The organism is Tianweitania sp., from assembly GCF_032053605.1.
Classification (GTDB): domain Bacteria; phylum Pseudomonadota; class Alphaproteobacteria; order Rhizobiales; family Rhizobiaceae; genus Tianweitania.
Map to the genome: position 1 here is coordinate 290 of NZ_DAMBUH010000075.1, position 13,540 is coordinate 13,829.

General features: G+C 62.7%; 13 protein-coding genes. 6 read left to right on the top strand and 7 right to left on the bottom strand.

All coding sequences use genetic code 11. The annotated features are described in order from the left end of the window. From RTX98_RS15085 to RTX98_RS15110, 6 genes are all read left to right on the top strand, one after another. A partial coding sequence (locus RTX98_RS15085) for an aromatic amino acid lyase (protein WP_312797636.1) occupies positions 1–446 on the top strand: 446 nt, incomplete at its 5' end. Then, positions 443–1,267, top strand: coding sequence for an N-formylglutamate deformylase (gene hutG / locus RTX98_RS15090; protein ID WP_312797638.1), 825 nt, complete (start codon positions 443–445; stop codon positions 1,265–1,267). The genes RTX98_RS15085 and hutG, both read left to right, overlap by 4 nt. Beyond that, complete coding sequence (hutU, locus tag RTX98_RS15095; protein ID WP_312797640.1) at positions 1,264–2,934, top strand: urocanate hydratase; 1,671 nt, start codon at positions 1,264–1,266, stop codon at positions 2,932–2,934. Before hutG ends, hutU begins: the two co-directional genes overlap by 4 nt. A 9-nt stretch (positions 2,935–2,943) precedes the next feature. After that, positions 2,944–3,516: a HutD family protein gene (locus RTX98_RS15100; protein WP_312797642.1), complete on the top strand. Its 573-nt coding sequence runs from the start codon at positions 2,944–2,946 to the stop codon at positions 3,514–3,516. A gap of 76 nt (positions 3,517–3,592) precedes the next feature. Then, positions 3,593–4,435 (top strand): transporter substrate-binding domain-containing protein, encoded by an 843-nt coding sequence (locus tag RTX98_RS15105; protein ID WP_312797644.1) that lies wholly within the window; start codon positions 3,593–3,595, stop codon positions 4,433–4,435. 129 nt (positions 4,436–4,564) lie between these two features. Beyond that, on the top strand, positions 4,565–6,220 hold the full coding sequence (locus tag RTX98_RS15110; RefSeq protein WP_312797645.1) for a lysine--tRNA ligase: 1,656 nt from the start codon (positions 4,565–4,567) through the stop codon (positions 6,218–6,220). Positions 6,221–6,228: 8 nt separating this feature from the next. Here the strand turns inward: RTX98_RS15110 and RTX98_RS15115 are convergent, their stop codons facing one another. The 7 genes from RTX98_RS15115 to RTX98_RS15145 form a co-directional block, all read right to left on the bottom strand. Then, positions 6,229–7,083, bottom strand: coding sequence for a thermonuclease family protein (locus tag RTX98_RS15115; protein ID WP_312797646.1), 855 nt, complete (start codon positions 7,081–7,083; stop codon positions 6,229–6,231). Between the two features lie 3 nt (positions 7,084–7,086). Continuing rightward, positions 7,087–7,734, bottom strand: coding sequence for a helix-turn-helix transcriptional regulator (locus tag RTX98_RS15120; RefSeq protein ID WP_312797647.1), 648 nt, complete (start codon positions 7,732–7,734; stop codon positions 7,087–7,089). Between the two features lie 83 nt (positions 7,735–7,817). Beyond that, on the bottom strand, positions 7,818–8,363 hold the full coding sequence (locus RTX98_RS15125; RefSeq protein WP_312797649.1) for a thioesterase family protein: 546 nt from the start codon (positions 8,361–8,363) through the stop codon (positions 7,818–7,820). 11 nt (positions 8,364–8,374) lie between these two features. After that, positions 8,375–10,600 carry a 3-hydroxyacyl-CoA dehydrogenase NAD-binding domain-containing protein gene (locus RTX98_RS15130; protein WP_312797651.1) on the bottom strand — a complete coding sequence of 742 codons (2,226 nt, stop codon included), beginning with the start codon at positions 10,598–10,600 and terminating at the stop codon, positions 8,375–8,377. 16 nt (positions 10,601–10,616) lie between these two features. Further along, on the bottom strand, positions 10,617–11,825 hold the full coding sequence (locus RTX98_RS15135; RefSeq protein WP_312797653.1) for an acetyl-CoA C-acetyltransferase: 1,209 nt from the start codon (positions 11,823–11,825) through the stop codon (positions 10,617–10,619). Positions 11,826–11,839: 14 nt separating this feature from the next. Beyond that, positions 11,840–12,295: an OsmC family protein gene (locus RTX98_RS15140; RefSeq protein ID WP_312797654.1), complete on the bottom strand. Its 456-nt coding sequence runs from the start codon at positions 12,293–12,295 to the stop codon at positions 11,840–11,842. Beyond that, positions 12,295–13,467, bottom strand: coding sequence for an acyl-CoA dehydrogenase family protein (locus RTX98_RS15145; protein WP_312797655.1), 1,173 nt, complete (start codon positions 13,465–13,467; stop codon positions 12,295–12,297). Before RTX98_RS15145 ends, RTX98_RS15140 begins: the two co-directional genes overlap by 1 nt. Positions 13,468–13,540 lie beyond the last annotated feature (73 nt).

A 13,540-nucleotide genomic window follows, 5' to 3' on the forward strand; every position in this document is an offset into this window, starting at 1 on the left:
TGTCCGGCATGCCAGCGTTCCTGACGCCGAAGCCCGGCCTCAACTCCGGCTTCATGATCCCGCAGGTGACGGCGGCCGCACTCGTTTCGGAAAACAAGCAGAAGGCCTATCCGGCCAGCGTCGATTCCATCCCGACCTCCGCCAATCAGGAAGATCACGTGTCGATGGCAGCCCACGGCGCGCGTCGTCTGATGAGCATGGTGGAGAATGCGACGGCCGTGATCGGCATCGAGCTTCTGGCCGCCGCGCAAGGTTGCGACTTCCACCAACCGTTGGCGTCCAGCACCCCGCTGGAAGCCGTCCGCACGCTTCTGCGCGCGCAGGTTCCGCATCTCGATGACGACCGCCACTTCTATCCCGACATGGAAGCCGCCAATGCCTTGGTGCGCTCCGGTGCGGTGGTGGAAGCAGCGGCAACCGTGTCCTTGCCGGGAGTAACCGCATGAGTGACTGGCTAACCATCCGCCGCGGCCAGGCGCCGCTTCTTGTCAGCCTTCCGCATACCGGCACCGGTCTCGCCGGATTGGATGACGATTATGTCTCGCCGTGGCTGGCGCAGCGCGACACCGATTGGTGGATCGCCGAGCTTTACGACTTCGCGGAAGAGCTCGACGCCACGATCGTTCATACCGCGATTTCGCGCTCGGTAATCGACGTCAACCGTGACCCGTCCGGCACCTCGCTTTATCCCGGTCAGACCACGACCGATCTTTGCCCGCGCGAAACCTTCGACGGCGACCCGCTCTACAAGCCCGGCCGTGAACCGGACGCGGCAGAAGTCGCGCGGCGGTTGGAAACCTACCATGCGCCGTATCAGGCGGCGCTTGCTTCCGAGCTGGAGCGCTTGGGTCGGCACAACCATCGAGTGGTGATCTATGATTGTCATTCGATCCGCTCGGTTCTGCCGCGCTTGTTCGAAGGCACGCTGCCGGTGTTCAACCTTGGCACCAATGATGGCAAGGCCGCTGATCCCGAGCTTGAAGCGAAAGTCGCGGAGATCTTGGCGGCCACGGGTGAAAGCTACGTCGTCAACGGCCGCTTCAAGGGCGGCTACATTACTCGCCATCACGGCCAGCCGGAGCACGGCGTGCATGGCCTCCAGATGGAACTCTCCAACCGCGGCTATCTCCGCGAGCCCGAAGGCAAAGGTACACCGGACACCTGGCCGGTACCCTTTGATCCCGACTACGCCGCGCCCATCCGCGCGACCTTGAAAACCATCCTCCAAACCGCGCTCGACTGGGCCAAGACCGGAGCTTCCGCATGACCACCCGTATCGACAATCAGCGCGTCATCCGCGCCGCCACCGGCACCGAGCTTTCCGCCAAGAGCTGGCTCACCGAAGCGCCCATGCGCATGCTGATGAACAATCTCGATCCAGGCGTCGCCGAAAAGCCGGGCGAACTCGTGGTGTATGGCGGCATCGGCCGCGCCGCGCGCGATTGGGAAAGTTTCGACCGCATCGTTGCGGCGCTGAAGACGCTCGAAGACGACCAGACGCTTCTGGTCCAGTCTGGCAAGCCCGTCGGCGTGTTCCAGACGCACAAGGATGCGCCGCGCGTTCTGATCGCCAACTCCAACCTCGTGCCGCATTGGGCGACCTGGGACCATTTCCACGAGCTGGATAAGAGGGGCCTGGCTATGTACGGCCAGATGACCGCCGGATCCTGGATCTATATCGGCAGCCAGGGCATCGTGCAGGGCACCTACGAGACCTTCGTGGAAATGGGCCGCCAGCATTATAATGGCGATCTGTCCGGCCGCTGGATCCTAACCGCCGGCCTTGGCGGCATGGGCGGTGCGCAGCCGCTGGCGGCAACCATGGCCGGCGCCTCCTGCCTTGCCGTGGAATGCCAGCCGAGCCGCATCGAGATGCGCTTGAAGACCGGTTATCTCGACCGTCAAGCGCAGGATTTGGATGAAGCGCTGGCGATCATAGACGAAGCGGTGAAGGCAAAGAAGGCCGTATCCGTCGGCCTGCTCGGCAATGCCGCCGACATCTTCCCTGAACTCGTGCGCCGCGGCGTGCGCCCCGATGCGGTGACCGATCAGACTTCGGCGCATGACCCGATCAACGGCTACCTGCCGAAGGGCTGGACGCTGGCGCAATGGGAAGACAAGCGCGAGCGCGATCCCAAGGCGGTCGAACATGCCGCCAAAGAGTCGATGGCGACCCATGTGCGCGCCATGCTCGATTTCTGGAAAATGGGCGTGCCGACCGTCGATTACGGCAACAACATCCGCCAGATGGCGCTGGAAGAGGGCGTCGCGAATGCCTTCGACTTCCCCGGCTTTGTGCCGGCCTATATCCGGCCGCTGTTTTGCCGCGGCATCGGACCGTTCCGCTGGGCAGCGCTCTCGGGCGATCCGGAGGACATCTACAAGACCGACGCCAAGGTGAAGGAGCTGACGCCCGGCAACCACCATCTCCACAATTGGCTGGACATGGCGCGCGAGCGCATCCACTTCCAGGGTCTGCCGGCGCGCATCTGCTGGGTCGGTCTCGGCGACCGTCATCGCCTCGGCCTCGCCTTCAACGAGATGGTGCGCAATGGCGAGCTGAAGGCGCCGGTGGTGATCGGCCGCGACCATCTCGATTCCGGCTCGGTCGCATCGCCCAACCGCGAAACCGAAGCCATGAAGGACGGCTCGGATGCGGTGTCCGATTGGCCGCTGTTGAACGCGCTGCTGAACACCGCTTCGGGCGCGACATGGGTGTCCTTGCATCACGGCGGCGGCGTCGGCATGGGCTTTTCGCAGCATTCCGGCATGGTGATCGTGTGTGATGGCACGGAAGACGCCGATCGCCGTCTGGAGCGCGTTCTTTGGAACGATCCGGCCACCGGCGTGATGCGCCATGCCGATGCCGGCTATGACGAGGCGATCGACTGCGCCAGGGAGAATGGGTTGAACCTGCCGGGGATCCTCGGCTAGTTCCGTACCATGAAAATCCTACGCGCCGCCGATTACCGCCGCATGCCCTGGAAGAACGGAAAGGGAGAGACCACGGAAATTGCGGTCTTTCCTCCTAATGCAGGGCTCGACGACTTCGAGTGGCGCGTGTCCATGGCCGATGTGGTGGAAGACGGGCCATTTTCGACCTTTCCAGACATCGACCGCACGCTGAGCGTTCTGCAAGGCGAGGGGATCGAGTTGGCCGTATCCGGTCAGGAGGAAGTCCGCCTCGATCGCGACAGCGAGCCGTTCGCGTTCCCCGCCGACACGCATACCAGCGCCCGGCTGATCGCCGGGCCGATCACCGACCTCAACGTGATGACCCGGCGCGGCGCCTTTCGCCATACGGTGCGGCGCGGCACGCTTGATGATCTTGGCGACCTCGATGCCGAACTGACCCTGCTGCTTTGCCACGAGGGTGAGATCGATCTGGTCACAGGAGGCGAAAAGATCGAGCTGAAGGCACTCGATGCCGTGCTTCTGCCGAGCCGTGTGCGGGTCGATATCGGCGGCAGCCTCTCGGCTTCGATCTTCATCATCGCCTTCGATCCGGTCGACTAAGCGCACGGCGCGATTGACAGGCTGCGCCGGAGCGGGCACCCCTCGGGCATCATCGCCGCGCCGCCCGGAGTTTCCCATGCGCCGCCATCTGGCTTCCTGCCTTCTTCTTCTGGCTTCGGCTCTGGTCCTGTTGCCGTCACCGGTAAAAGCCGATCCGGCGATCCCGAGCTTCTGGGATACGCGCGAGCGGTTGGTGAAGCCAGATCTAAGCGAGTTGAAGCGGCTGCGCTTCGTCACCACCACCGACTTCCCGCCCTTCTCTTTCATCGATGCGTCCGGTCGGTTGAGCGGCTTCCATGTCGATCTCGCCCGCGCCATCTGTGCCGAACTCGCCATCACCGATCGCTGCCAGATCCAGGCGCTACCCTGGAACGAGCATGCGAAGGCGCTAGCCGACGGCGAAGGCGAGGCGCTGTTATCGGGCCTGGCGGTAAGCAGCGAGAATCGCGAGAAATATGCCTTCTCGCGACCCTATCTGAGCTTCCCGGCCCGCTTCGTCGGGCGTCAGGGTGATGCGCCGGAAACGACGCGCGCCGCGCTCGCGGGCAAGACGATCGGCGTCATCACCGCTTCTGCGCATGAGCGTATGCTGCGCGACTACTTCCCGTCTGCGACCGCACAAAGCTTCGACGACTTCGACGCCATGCTCGCCGCCGTTCAGACCGGCATGATCGATCTCGCTTTCGGCGACGGCATGCGCATGAGCTTCTGGCTGACCGAAAGCGAGGCCGGCGATTGCTGCGCCTTTGTTGGCGGTCCTTATCTCGCGCCGGAATATCTCGGACAGGGCCTCGCTGTCGCTGTGCCGGTCGACCGTCCCGAACTCAAGCAGGCGCTGGATTATGCGCTGCACGAGATCGGCACGAAGGGCACGTTTGCCGAGCTTTATCTGCGCTACTTCCCCGTCAGCTTCTTCTGAACGGGATGGCTTAAAAGCCGTGGCCTAAACCTTGGATTGACGCTGGCGCTTAGGCCGCTTAAGCGAAGGACGTCGCGGTTTCCGCCCGTTCAACGGCCCATTCCGCTCATTTTCCCAGGGATCAACACGATGTCTTCCGCCTTGCCAACGTCCATGCAGCTTTCACCCGAGGTTCTCGAAGCCGCGGGCGTGAGCAAAGCCTGGCCGTTCGAAGAAGCGAAAAAGATCATCAAGCGCTACGAAGGGCGCGATCTCCCGCAGACCATCCTGTTTGAAACGGGCTACGGCCCGTCCGGCCTGCCGCATATCGGCACGTTCGGTGAAGTCGCGCGCACCACGATGGTGCGCCATGCCTTTCATGTGCTGACCGAAAACAAGGTAGCAACGAAGCTGCTGTGCTTTTCCGACGACATGGATGGCATGCGCAAGATTCCGGACAACGTGCCGGATCGCGCCTTCCTCGAGCCGCATCTGCACAAGCCCCTGACCTCGGTGCCGAACCCGTTCGGCGGCGATTACGAGAGCTTCGGGCACCACAACAATGCGATGCTCCGCCGCTTCCTCGATACGTTCGGCTTCGATTACGAGTTCGCCAGCGCCACCGAATACTACAAGCAGGGTCGCTTCGACGCGATGCTGCTTCTGGCCGCCGAGCGCTATGAGCAGATCATGAAGGTGATGCTGCCGACCTTGGGCGCCGAGCGTCAGGCGACCTACAGCCCCTTCCTGCCGATCTCGCCAAAGTCCGGCCGCGTGCTTTACGTGCCGATGAAGAATGTCGATGCGATGGAAGGCACCATCACCTTCGACGACGAGGACGGCGAGGAAACCACGTTGCCGATCACCGGCGGGCGCGTGAAGCTGCAATGGAAGCCGGATTTCGGCATGCGATGGGCAGCCCTCGACGTGGATTTCGAGATGTTCGGCAAGGACCACCAGACCAACCAGGTGATCTACGACCGGATCTGCTCCATCCTGGGCGGTAAGCCGCCAGAGCATTTCGTGTACGAGCTGTTCCTCGACGAGAATGGCGAGAAGATCTCGAAGTCCAAGGGCAACGGCATCACCATCGACGAGTGGCTGGCTTACGCGCCGACCGAAAGCCTGTCGCTCTACATGTTCCAGAAACCGCGCACGGCGAAGCGCTTGTATTTCGACGTCATCCCGAAGGCAGTGGACGAATATTACACCTATCTCTCCGCCTATCGTCGCCAGGATGCCAAGGCGAAGCTCGACAACCCCGTTTGGCACATCCACAGCGGCAATCCGCCCGAGGTTGAGCTGCCGGTGCCGTTTGCGCTGCTGCTCAACCTGGTCAGCGCTTCCAACGCGCAGAACAAGGATGTGCTGTGGGGCTTCATCTCGCGCTATGCGCCGGGCGTGACGGCACAGACTCATCCGGAGCTCGACCGGCTGACCGGCTATGCCATCCGCTACTTCGACGATTTCGTGAAGCCGACCAAGACGTTCCGCGCTGCCGACGAGGTCGAGCGTGAGGCGCTGGCCGCGCTGTCAGACACGCTCGGCCAACTGCCAGCGGGTTCGGACGGTGAGGCGATCCAGAACGCGGCGCTCAACGTCGCGCGCCGCATCGAGCGCTATCAGGATCATAGCAAGAAGAGCCCGGAAGGCGGGCCGGGCGTCTCGGTCGCTTTCTTCGCGATGATCTATCAGGTGCTGATCGGCCAGGAACGCGGCCCACGCTTCGGGTCGTTTGCTGCGCTTTACGGCATCGAAGAAACGCGGGCGCTAATCGCCAAGGCGCTAGCCGGCGAGTTGAAGTAAGCGAAGGCTTACTGGACCGGTAAGGTCGGGGCAGGCGGAAACGCGCCCCGATTGTCAGGGATCGAAGGCGCTGCGGCCTGGGGCGCAGGCGCGATGATGCTTGGCGCCGATGGCGGCACCGGCAGTTCAAGGCCGGAACCTGTGTTGACCTCGACTGCCGGCAGAACCGGCTTGCTGCCATAGATGCCGCGACCGGCATCACGCGCCTGATCGCCCGCATCAGCCAGTGCGCCACCTTCGCTGGCCCGTGCCCAACCTTGCGCAACCAGCCACGTGCCGACATCTTCGCCGCCGACGCTGCACGTGGTTTCGATTGCTTCAGCCGGCGCTCTATCCGGTACGGTGCAGGTTAGCGCACGACCGCGCAGGAGATGGCGGAACTGGGTGCGGGCGGCGGTTCCGCACGGCCAGGCATTGGCGCCTTCGCCGCAACTTTCGCCGGGATCCACCGGCTCGATGTCGGCAATTCCGATCTGATAGCCCTGCGCTTCGATGCGGCCGGCGGCACTGGCAGTCGGGCGATAAAGCAGCTTCGGCTTCCACCCATCGGGTACAGCAGCGCTGGCCTCGGCAGGTGAAGGCGGCGGTAGGGCGGTCTGCTCAGGCACGGTTTCCGGCTCGAGCGGCAAGACTGCGCCACCATCATCCGGCGAGCTCTCAATGCCGGCGGCTTCGGCCATGGCGGCAGCATCGTCATCGTCCATTGCTGGATCGGGCATGAAGGGCACGTCTTCAACAGTCACCGACGGTGACGCCTCGCGTGCCTTGATATGAAGGCCCGACGCGAAAATCGCGGCGCAGAACAGGATCAGCCCACCGCCGACAAGTCCGGTAAACCCGGTGGTGCTGAGCCGCCGCTGCATGACCTACTGGCTGGCCCAGACGATGCGCGCGATCCACTCGACATCGTTAAGCGGGATCGTGCGATCGGGATGCTCGGGATTGAGCGAATGCAGTTCCACCAGGTCGGTCGTGCGCCGCACCAGAATCTTGGCCGTCACCTCGCCGCCCGTGGTTTTTACCACCACGCGATCACCCTTGCGAGCCATCGCATTGGGATCCACGATCAGCCGGTCGCCGTGGCGATATAGCGGCAGCATGGAATCGCCCTGCACTTCGAGGGCATAGCCACCTTCCGGCACGATCGCAGGCGCCTCGACCGTTTCCCAGCCTTGTCCGACGGGGAAGCCAGCATCCGTGAAGTAGCCGCCCGCACCTGCCTGTGCGAATCCGACTAACGGTACGCCTTTAGCCGGCTTATGTTTGATTGCGGCCACGTCGGCCGTTTTCGTGATGAACCCCATGAACTCGTCCAAGGACGACCCGGTCGCGGCCATGATCTTGGCAAGCGACTCGGTGGAAGGCCAGCGAGGGCGACCATCAACGGATTGGCGTTTGGATTTGTTGAAGGCGGTAGAATCAAGGCCGGCCTTCTTCGCCAGACCGGACGCCGACAGCGCATGGCGTGCCGCCAGAGCATCAATCGCCGCCCATACTTTTTCATGCGAGAGCATGGCTCTGCTCATTGCTGATAAGAGGAAAAAAGTCCTGATTCTTTGTAGGTGCGTCGGCGGCGCTTGTCCAGTCCGATGCGCGCTCAGCCACCCGCCTTAGCAATCGCCCGCAAACCGGTATGCGAGGCCATGAAGATCGCTTCAGCCTCCGTTGGCTCACGCGGGATGGCGTCGATGCCGAGCGCCGCGACCGCATCCTGGATCGGCACGAAAGCGCGGCTTCGTGCGTCATAGATGCCGCCTGTGGTCAGCACGATTGCGGCGGTCACATCGCCGTCGATCACGAAGCGATGGCGTCCGATGATCTGCGTGTCGGCCCAGGTTTCCAGAGTGGACACCAGTTCGAACCGCTTCCACAGCTTGATCTCGCGCACAAACACGGTTTGCAAGCCGCCCAACATTGGCGCCCAACCGCGTTCGCGGGCAAGCTTGATCAACCCGCTGCGGTTGAAGATGTCGATGCGGCCGACATCGGCCAGCATCATGTAGCGCGCATTGTTGAGATGCAGGTTGAAGTCGATGTCGGACGGCAAACAGCGGAAGCGAAGGCGGCTTTCGCCGCCCATGCGGTAAGGACCTCGTTTGCCCGACGAGGCCAGCGTCCGCGCCAGCCGCGCCCAGACATACATCGTGTCGCCCCTTACGCCGCCTGCTTCTGCGGCGGCGTACTGGTGTAGGGATCAAAGCGCTCGTAGAAGGTTTCGCCCTTGTCGGCCATGTCGTGCAGCAGCTTCGGTGCCTTGAAGTCCGCGCCGTATTTCTTCTGCAGGGATTTTGCGAGCTTCACGAACTTCTTGGCGCCCATGCCGTCGATATAGGACAGTGCGCCGCCGGTATAAGGCGCAAAGCCGAAGGCGAGGATGGAGCCGACATCGGCCTCACGCGGATCCACCACGATGCCTTCTTCCATGACGCGGGCGGCTTCCAACGCGATCGTCACCAAGAGGCGCTGCTTGACCTCCTCGATGTCAACGTCTTCCGGCTTCTTCTGTTTGTAGAGATCCTTGAGCCCCGGCCAGAGCGACTTCTTGGCGGGCTTGGCGGGATAATCATAGAAGCCCTTGCCGTTCTTGCGGCCCTTGCGATCATGCTTGTCGACCATCTCGTTGATGAGGTCGAGCTGGGCGGGATCGACGGCCTTGGGCCCAAGGTCGCGCACGGTCTGCTTCATGATTTTCTGCGCGAGATCGACCGCGGTTTCGTCGGTCAGCGCTAAGGGCCCGACCGGCATGCCGGCGAGCTTGGCGGCGTTTTCGATCATCGGCGCCGGAATGCCTTCGATCAGCATCTTGTAGGCTTCCGACATATAACGCAGCACGCAGCGATTGACGTAGAAGCCGCGCGTGTCGTTGACCACGATCGGCGTCTTCTTGATGGCGCGCACGAAGTCCATCGCCACCGCAATCGCCTTATCCTCGGTCTTCTTGCCGAGAATGATCTCCACCAGCATCATCTTGTCGACCGGCGAGAAGAAGTGGATGCCGATGAAGTTGGCCGGCCGCTTGGAGTTCTTGGCCAAACCGGTGATCGGAATGGTCGAGGTGTTGGAGGCAAAGATCGCGTTTTTGGCGATCACGGCTTCCGCCTGGGCTGTCACGCCCTTCTTGATTTCCGAATCCTCGAACACGGCTTCCACGATCAGGTCGCAGCCTTTGAGGTCGGCATAATCGGCAGTCGGCGTGATGAGGGACAGGAGCTTGTCCTTGTCCTCAGCCGTTGCGCGGCCCTTCTTGATCTGACCGTCGACCAGACTTTCCGAATGCGCCTTGCCCTTGTTGGCGGCGTCCATGTCGCGGTCGAGCAACACCACCGGAATGCCGGCCTTGGCCGTGACATAGGCGATGCCGGCGCCCATGAAGCCGGCACCGAGCACGCCGATCTTGGTGAATTTCGTTTCCGGCTGGCCGGCCGGCCGTCGCGCACCTTTGTTCAGCTCCTGCAGCGACACGAACAGCGAGCGGATCATCATCGCCGCTTCGGTGGTCTGCATGATCTCGACGAAATAACGCAGCTCGATGCGCAGCGCTGTGTCGAAGGGCACCAGCAGGCCCTCGTAAACGCTCTTCAGGATCGCCATCACAGCCGGATAGTTGCCTGAGGTTTCCCGCCGCGCAATGGCGATGGCCGGCGGAAAGAGGTTGGCGCCGGCGGCTGAATAAACCGGACCGCCGGGCAGCTTGAAGCCCTTCTCGTCCCAAGGCTGAACCGGCTTCAAACCGTTCTTGATCAGGCTCTTGGCCACCGCCACCAGCGCATCGCGCGCGGCGATTTCGGTAATCAGGCCCATGCTCTTCGCCTTTTTCGGCGTCAGCGTCTGGCCTGAGGTCAGCATCTGCAGGGCATCTTGCGTGTTGGCAAGACGCGGCACGCGCTGGGTGCCGCCGGCGCCCGGGAAAATGCCGACCTTCACTTCCGGCAGCGCCATCTTCACCGTGTCGCTATCGGCGGCAATACGGCCGTGGCAGGCGAGCGACAGCTCGAACGCGCCGCCCATGCAGGTGCCGTTGATCGCCGACACCCACGGTTTGCCGGACGTTTCGAGCTTGCGGAAGATGCGGCTCATCGCGCCGGCGCGGTCGTAAAGGAAGGCGACCGCTTTGTCCTTATCCTCAGCCTCAAGGCGCGCGAACTCGGCCGTCATGTCCTTGAGCATGGTGAGGTCAGCGCCGCCGGAGAAGGTCTCCTTGCCCGAGGTGAACACCGAGCCCTTGATCGCTTCGTCCTTGGTGACGTCATCGATGATGCCGTCCAGCTCACGCAGCGCGTCTTCGGTGAAGACGTTCATCGAACGGTCCGGCATGTCCCAGGTAACGAGCGCCAAGCCCTCGGCATCGGTTTCGACGGTGAAGTTGGTGTAATCAGCCATGTTCTGAACTCCCCGCTCAAACTCGCTCGATGATGGTGGCCGTGCCCATGCCGGCACCGATGCACAGGGTGACGAGGCCGACATTGACGTCGCGGCGTTCCATCTCGTCGAGCAGCGTGCCGAGGATCATGGCGCCGGTGGCACCCAGCGGATGGCCCATGGCAATGGCGCCGCCATTCACGTTGATGTCTTTGTGGTCGATGTCGAAGGCCTGCATGTAGCGCAGCACCACGGCGGCGAAGGCTTCGTTGAGTTCGAACAGGTCTATGTCTGACAGCTTCATGCCGGCGCGCTTGAGCAGCTTTTCGGTCACGTCGACTGGGCCCGTCAGCATCATAGCCGGTTCGGAACCGATGTTGGAGAAAGCGCGGATACGGGCGCGGGGCTTTACGCCCATCGCTTTGCCGGCCTTCTTGGAGCCGAGCAGCACGGCGGCCGCGCCATCCACGATGCCGGAGGAGTTGCCCGCATGGTGGACGTGATTGATCCCTTCGAGTTCGGGATAGCGCTGCACGGCCACCGCATCAAAGCCGCCCATTTCGCCGGGCATGACGAAGGACGGGTTGAGCGAAGCCAGCGACTGCATGTCGGTGGTCGGGCGCATATGCTCGTCATGGTCGAGAATGGTCATGCCGTTCTGGTCCTTGACCGGAACAACCGAGTTCTTGAAGCGGCCGTCTTCCCAGGCCTTGGCCGCGCGCTTCTGGCTTTCCACCGCATAAGCGTCGACATCGTCGCGCGAAAAGCCGTAGCGCGTGGCGATCAGGTCGGCGGACACGCCCTGCGGCATGAACCAGGCTGGCAAACCGACGGAAGGGTCCATGAACCAGGCGCCGCCCGACATGCCCATGCCGACGCGCGACATCGATTCCACGCCGCCGGCGATCACGATGTCGTCGGCGCCTTGCGCGATCTTGGCCGCACCCAGGTTGATGGCGTCAAGACCCGACGCGCAGAAGCGCGAGATCTGCATGCCCGGGGCCTTGATGTCATAGCCGGCTTCGAAAGCGGCCGAGCGCGGGATTACCGAACCGGCTTCACCGACAGGATCGACGCAGCCGAAGATGATGTCGTCGACGTGAGCGGTGTCCAGTCCGTTGCGGTCGCGCACCGCTTCCAGCATCCGCGCGCCGAGCCGCACGGCCGGCACCTCATGCAGCGAGCCGTCCTTCTTGCCGCGCCCGCGCGGGGTGCGAACGGCGTCATAGATATAGGCGTCGGCCATGATCGATGTCTCCTTTAGGAAGCGGGTTCGACGGTCACGGCCGTCTTGACGGAATTAGCGATGAAGCAGGCGTCGTGCGCTTGTTTGTGCAGCTCGGCGAGCTGTTCGGGCGCGGCAGCGCTTTCGATGCGAGGCCGCAGCGTCACCCTTGTGATGGATGTGCGGCCCTCGGCATCCTTCTCCATCACGCCCTCGGCCTGGTCCTCGTAGGACAGGATCTCGACGCCTGCGCGCCGCGCCAGATCGAGGAACCACAGCATGTGACAGGAGGACAGCGAGGCAACGAACAGTTCTTCCGGATCGACCGAGGTCTCGCTGGAGAACTGTGCCGGCACATTGGCGGGCGCACCGGAGGCCTGGATCGTGGTGCCGCCATCGAAGCTGATTTCATGCACGCGCGTATAGCGTCCCAACGAGAAATGATCGTCCTCGTCCTGGCGCCAGCGGATGGTTGCCGTGTGGGTCGACATCAGAGACTCCGCGCAATCAGCAGTTTCATGATTTCGTTGGTGCCGCCATAAATGCGCTGCACCCTTGCGTCGCGGAACATGCGCGCGATTGGATATTCGTTCATGTAGCCATAGCCGCCATGCAGCTGCAGGCATTCATCGACGATCTTGCATTGCAGATCGCTCAGCCAATACTTCGCCATGGATGCCGTGGTGGCATCGAGCCCACCGTCGAGGTGGCGCTGCACGCAGTCATTGTAGAAGACGCGGCCGACGGTGGCTTCGGTCTTCAGCTCGGCCAGCTTGAACTGCGTGTTCTGGAAGTCGATGACGGCTTTGCCGAACGCCTTGCGCTCCTTGACGTAGTCGATCGTCACGCTGAGCGCGCGCTCGATCATGGCGATCGCCTGCGCACCGATCAGCAAGCGTTCCTGTGCCAGCTGCTGCATCAACTGGATAAAGCCTTGGCCTTCTTCCGCGCCAAGCAGATTGGCAGTGGGCACACGCACATCGTTGAAGAACAATTCGGACGTGTCGTTGGCCTTGAGGCCGACCTTGTCGAGATTGCGGCCACGCTCGAAGCCGCTCTCGACCTCATCCGCTTCCACCACGATCAGCGAGGTGCCCTTGGCGCCCTTGGAAGGATCGGTCTTGGAAACGACGATGATCAGATTGGCGTTCTGGCCGTTGGTAATGAAGGTCTTGGAGCCGTTCAGCGTGTACTGGTTGCCGTCCTTGACTGCCGTGGTCTTCACGCCCTGCAGGTCGGAACCGGCGCCGGGCTCGGTCATGGCAATGGCGCCGATCAGCTCGCCGGTCGCCATGCGCGGCAGCCAGCGCTGCTTCTGCTCTTCCGAACCGTAGTGCAGGATGTAAGGCGCGACGATCGCATTATGCAGCGCGATGCCGAACCCATCCACGCCGACATGGCCGATCGCTTCCGCGATCGCGCTTTCATGCGCATAGGTGCCGCCCGAGCCGCCATATTGTTCCGGCATGGACGCGCAAAGCAAGCCGGCAGCGCCCGCCTTGCGCCACGCATCCTTGTCGACGATCTCGTTTTTCTCGAAGGTCTCGTAGTGCGGGGCGATTTCCTCGCCGAGAAACCGCACTGACATGTCGTAGAGCATCTCGACGTCATCACGCGCCCATTGCGGCTTTGGTAAGCCAAGAATGGCAGCGGGGTTCGACATCGGATCCTCCTTCCTTCAGTCTCGTCGGCGGATATGGGGTCGCCCGGTACAGCCTATCAAGTGTTAGGTTGCA

Coding starts and splice junctions, on each gene's coding strand:
- RTX98_RS15145 (WP_312797655.1), bottom strand. CDS start 13,467: ATGTCGAACCCCGCTGCCATTCTTGGCTTACCAAAGCCGCAATGGGCG.
- RTX98_RS15100 (WP_312797642.1), top strand. CDS start 2,944: ATGAAAATCCTACGCGCCGCCGATTACCGCCGCATGCCCTGGAAGAAC.
- RTX98_RS15115 (WP_312797646.1), bottom strand. CDS start 7,083: ATGCAGCGGCGGCTCAGCACCACCGGGTTTACCGGACTTGTCGGCGGT.
- RTX98_RS15135 (WP_312797653.1), bottom strand. CDS start 11,825: ATGGCCGACGCCTATATCTATGACGCCGTTCGCACCCCGCGCGGGCGC.
- hutU (WP_312797640.1), top strand. CDS start 1,264: ATGACCACCCGTATCGACAATCAGCGCGTCATCCGCGCCGCCACCGGC.
- RTX98_RS15125 (WP_312797649.1), bottom strand. CDS start 8,363: ATGTATGTCTGGGCGCGGCTGGCGCGGACGCTGGCCTCGTCGGGCAAA.
- RTX98_RS15130 (WP_312797651.1), bottom strand. CDS start 10,600: ATGGCTGATTACACCAACTTCACCGTCGAAACCGATGCCGAGGGCTTG.
- RTX98_RS15120 (WP_312797647.1), bottom strand. CDS start 7,734: ATGCTCTCGCATGAAAAAGTATGGGCGGCGATTGATGCTCTGGCGGCA.
- hutG (WP_312797638.1), top strand. CDS start 443: ATGAGTGACTGGCTAACCATCCGCCGCGGCCAGGCGCCGCTTCTTGTC.
- RTX98_RS15110 (WP_312797645.1), top strand. CDS start 4,565: ATGTCTTCCGCCTTGCCAACGTCCATGCAGCTTTCACCCGAGGTTCTC.
- RTX98_RS15105 (WP_312797644.1), top strand. CDS start 3,593: ATGCGCCGCCATCTGGCTTCCTGCCTTCTTCTTCTGGCTTCGGCTCTG.
- RTX98_RS15140 (WP_312797654.1), bottom strand. CDS start 12,295: ATGTCGACCCACACGGCAACCATCCGCTGGCGCCAGGACGAGGACGAT.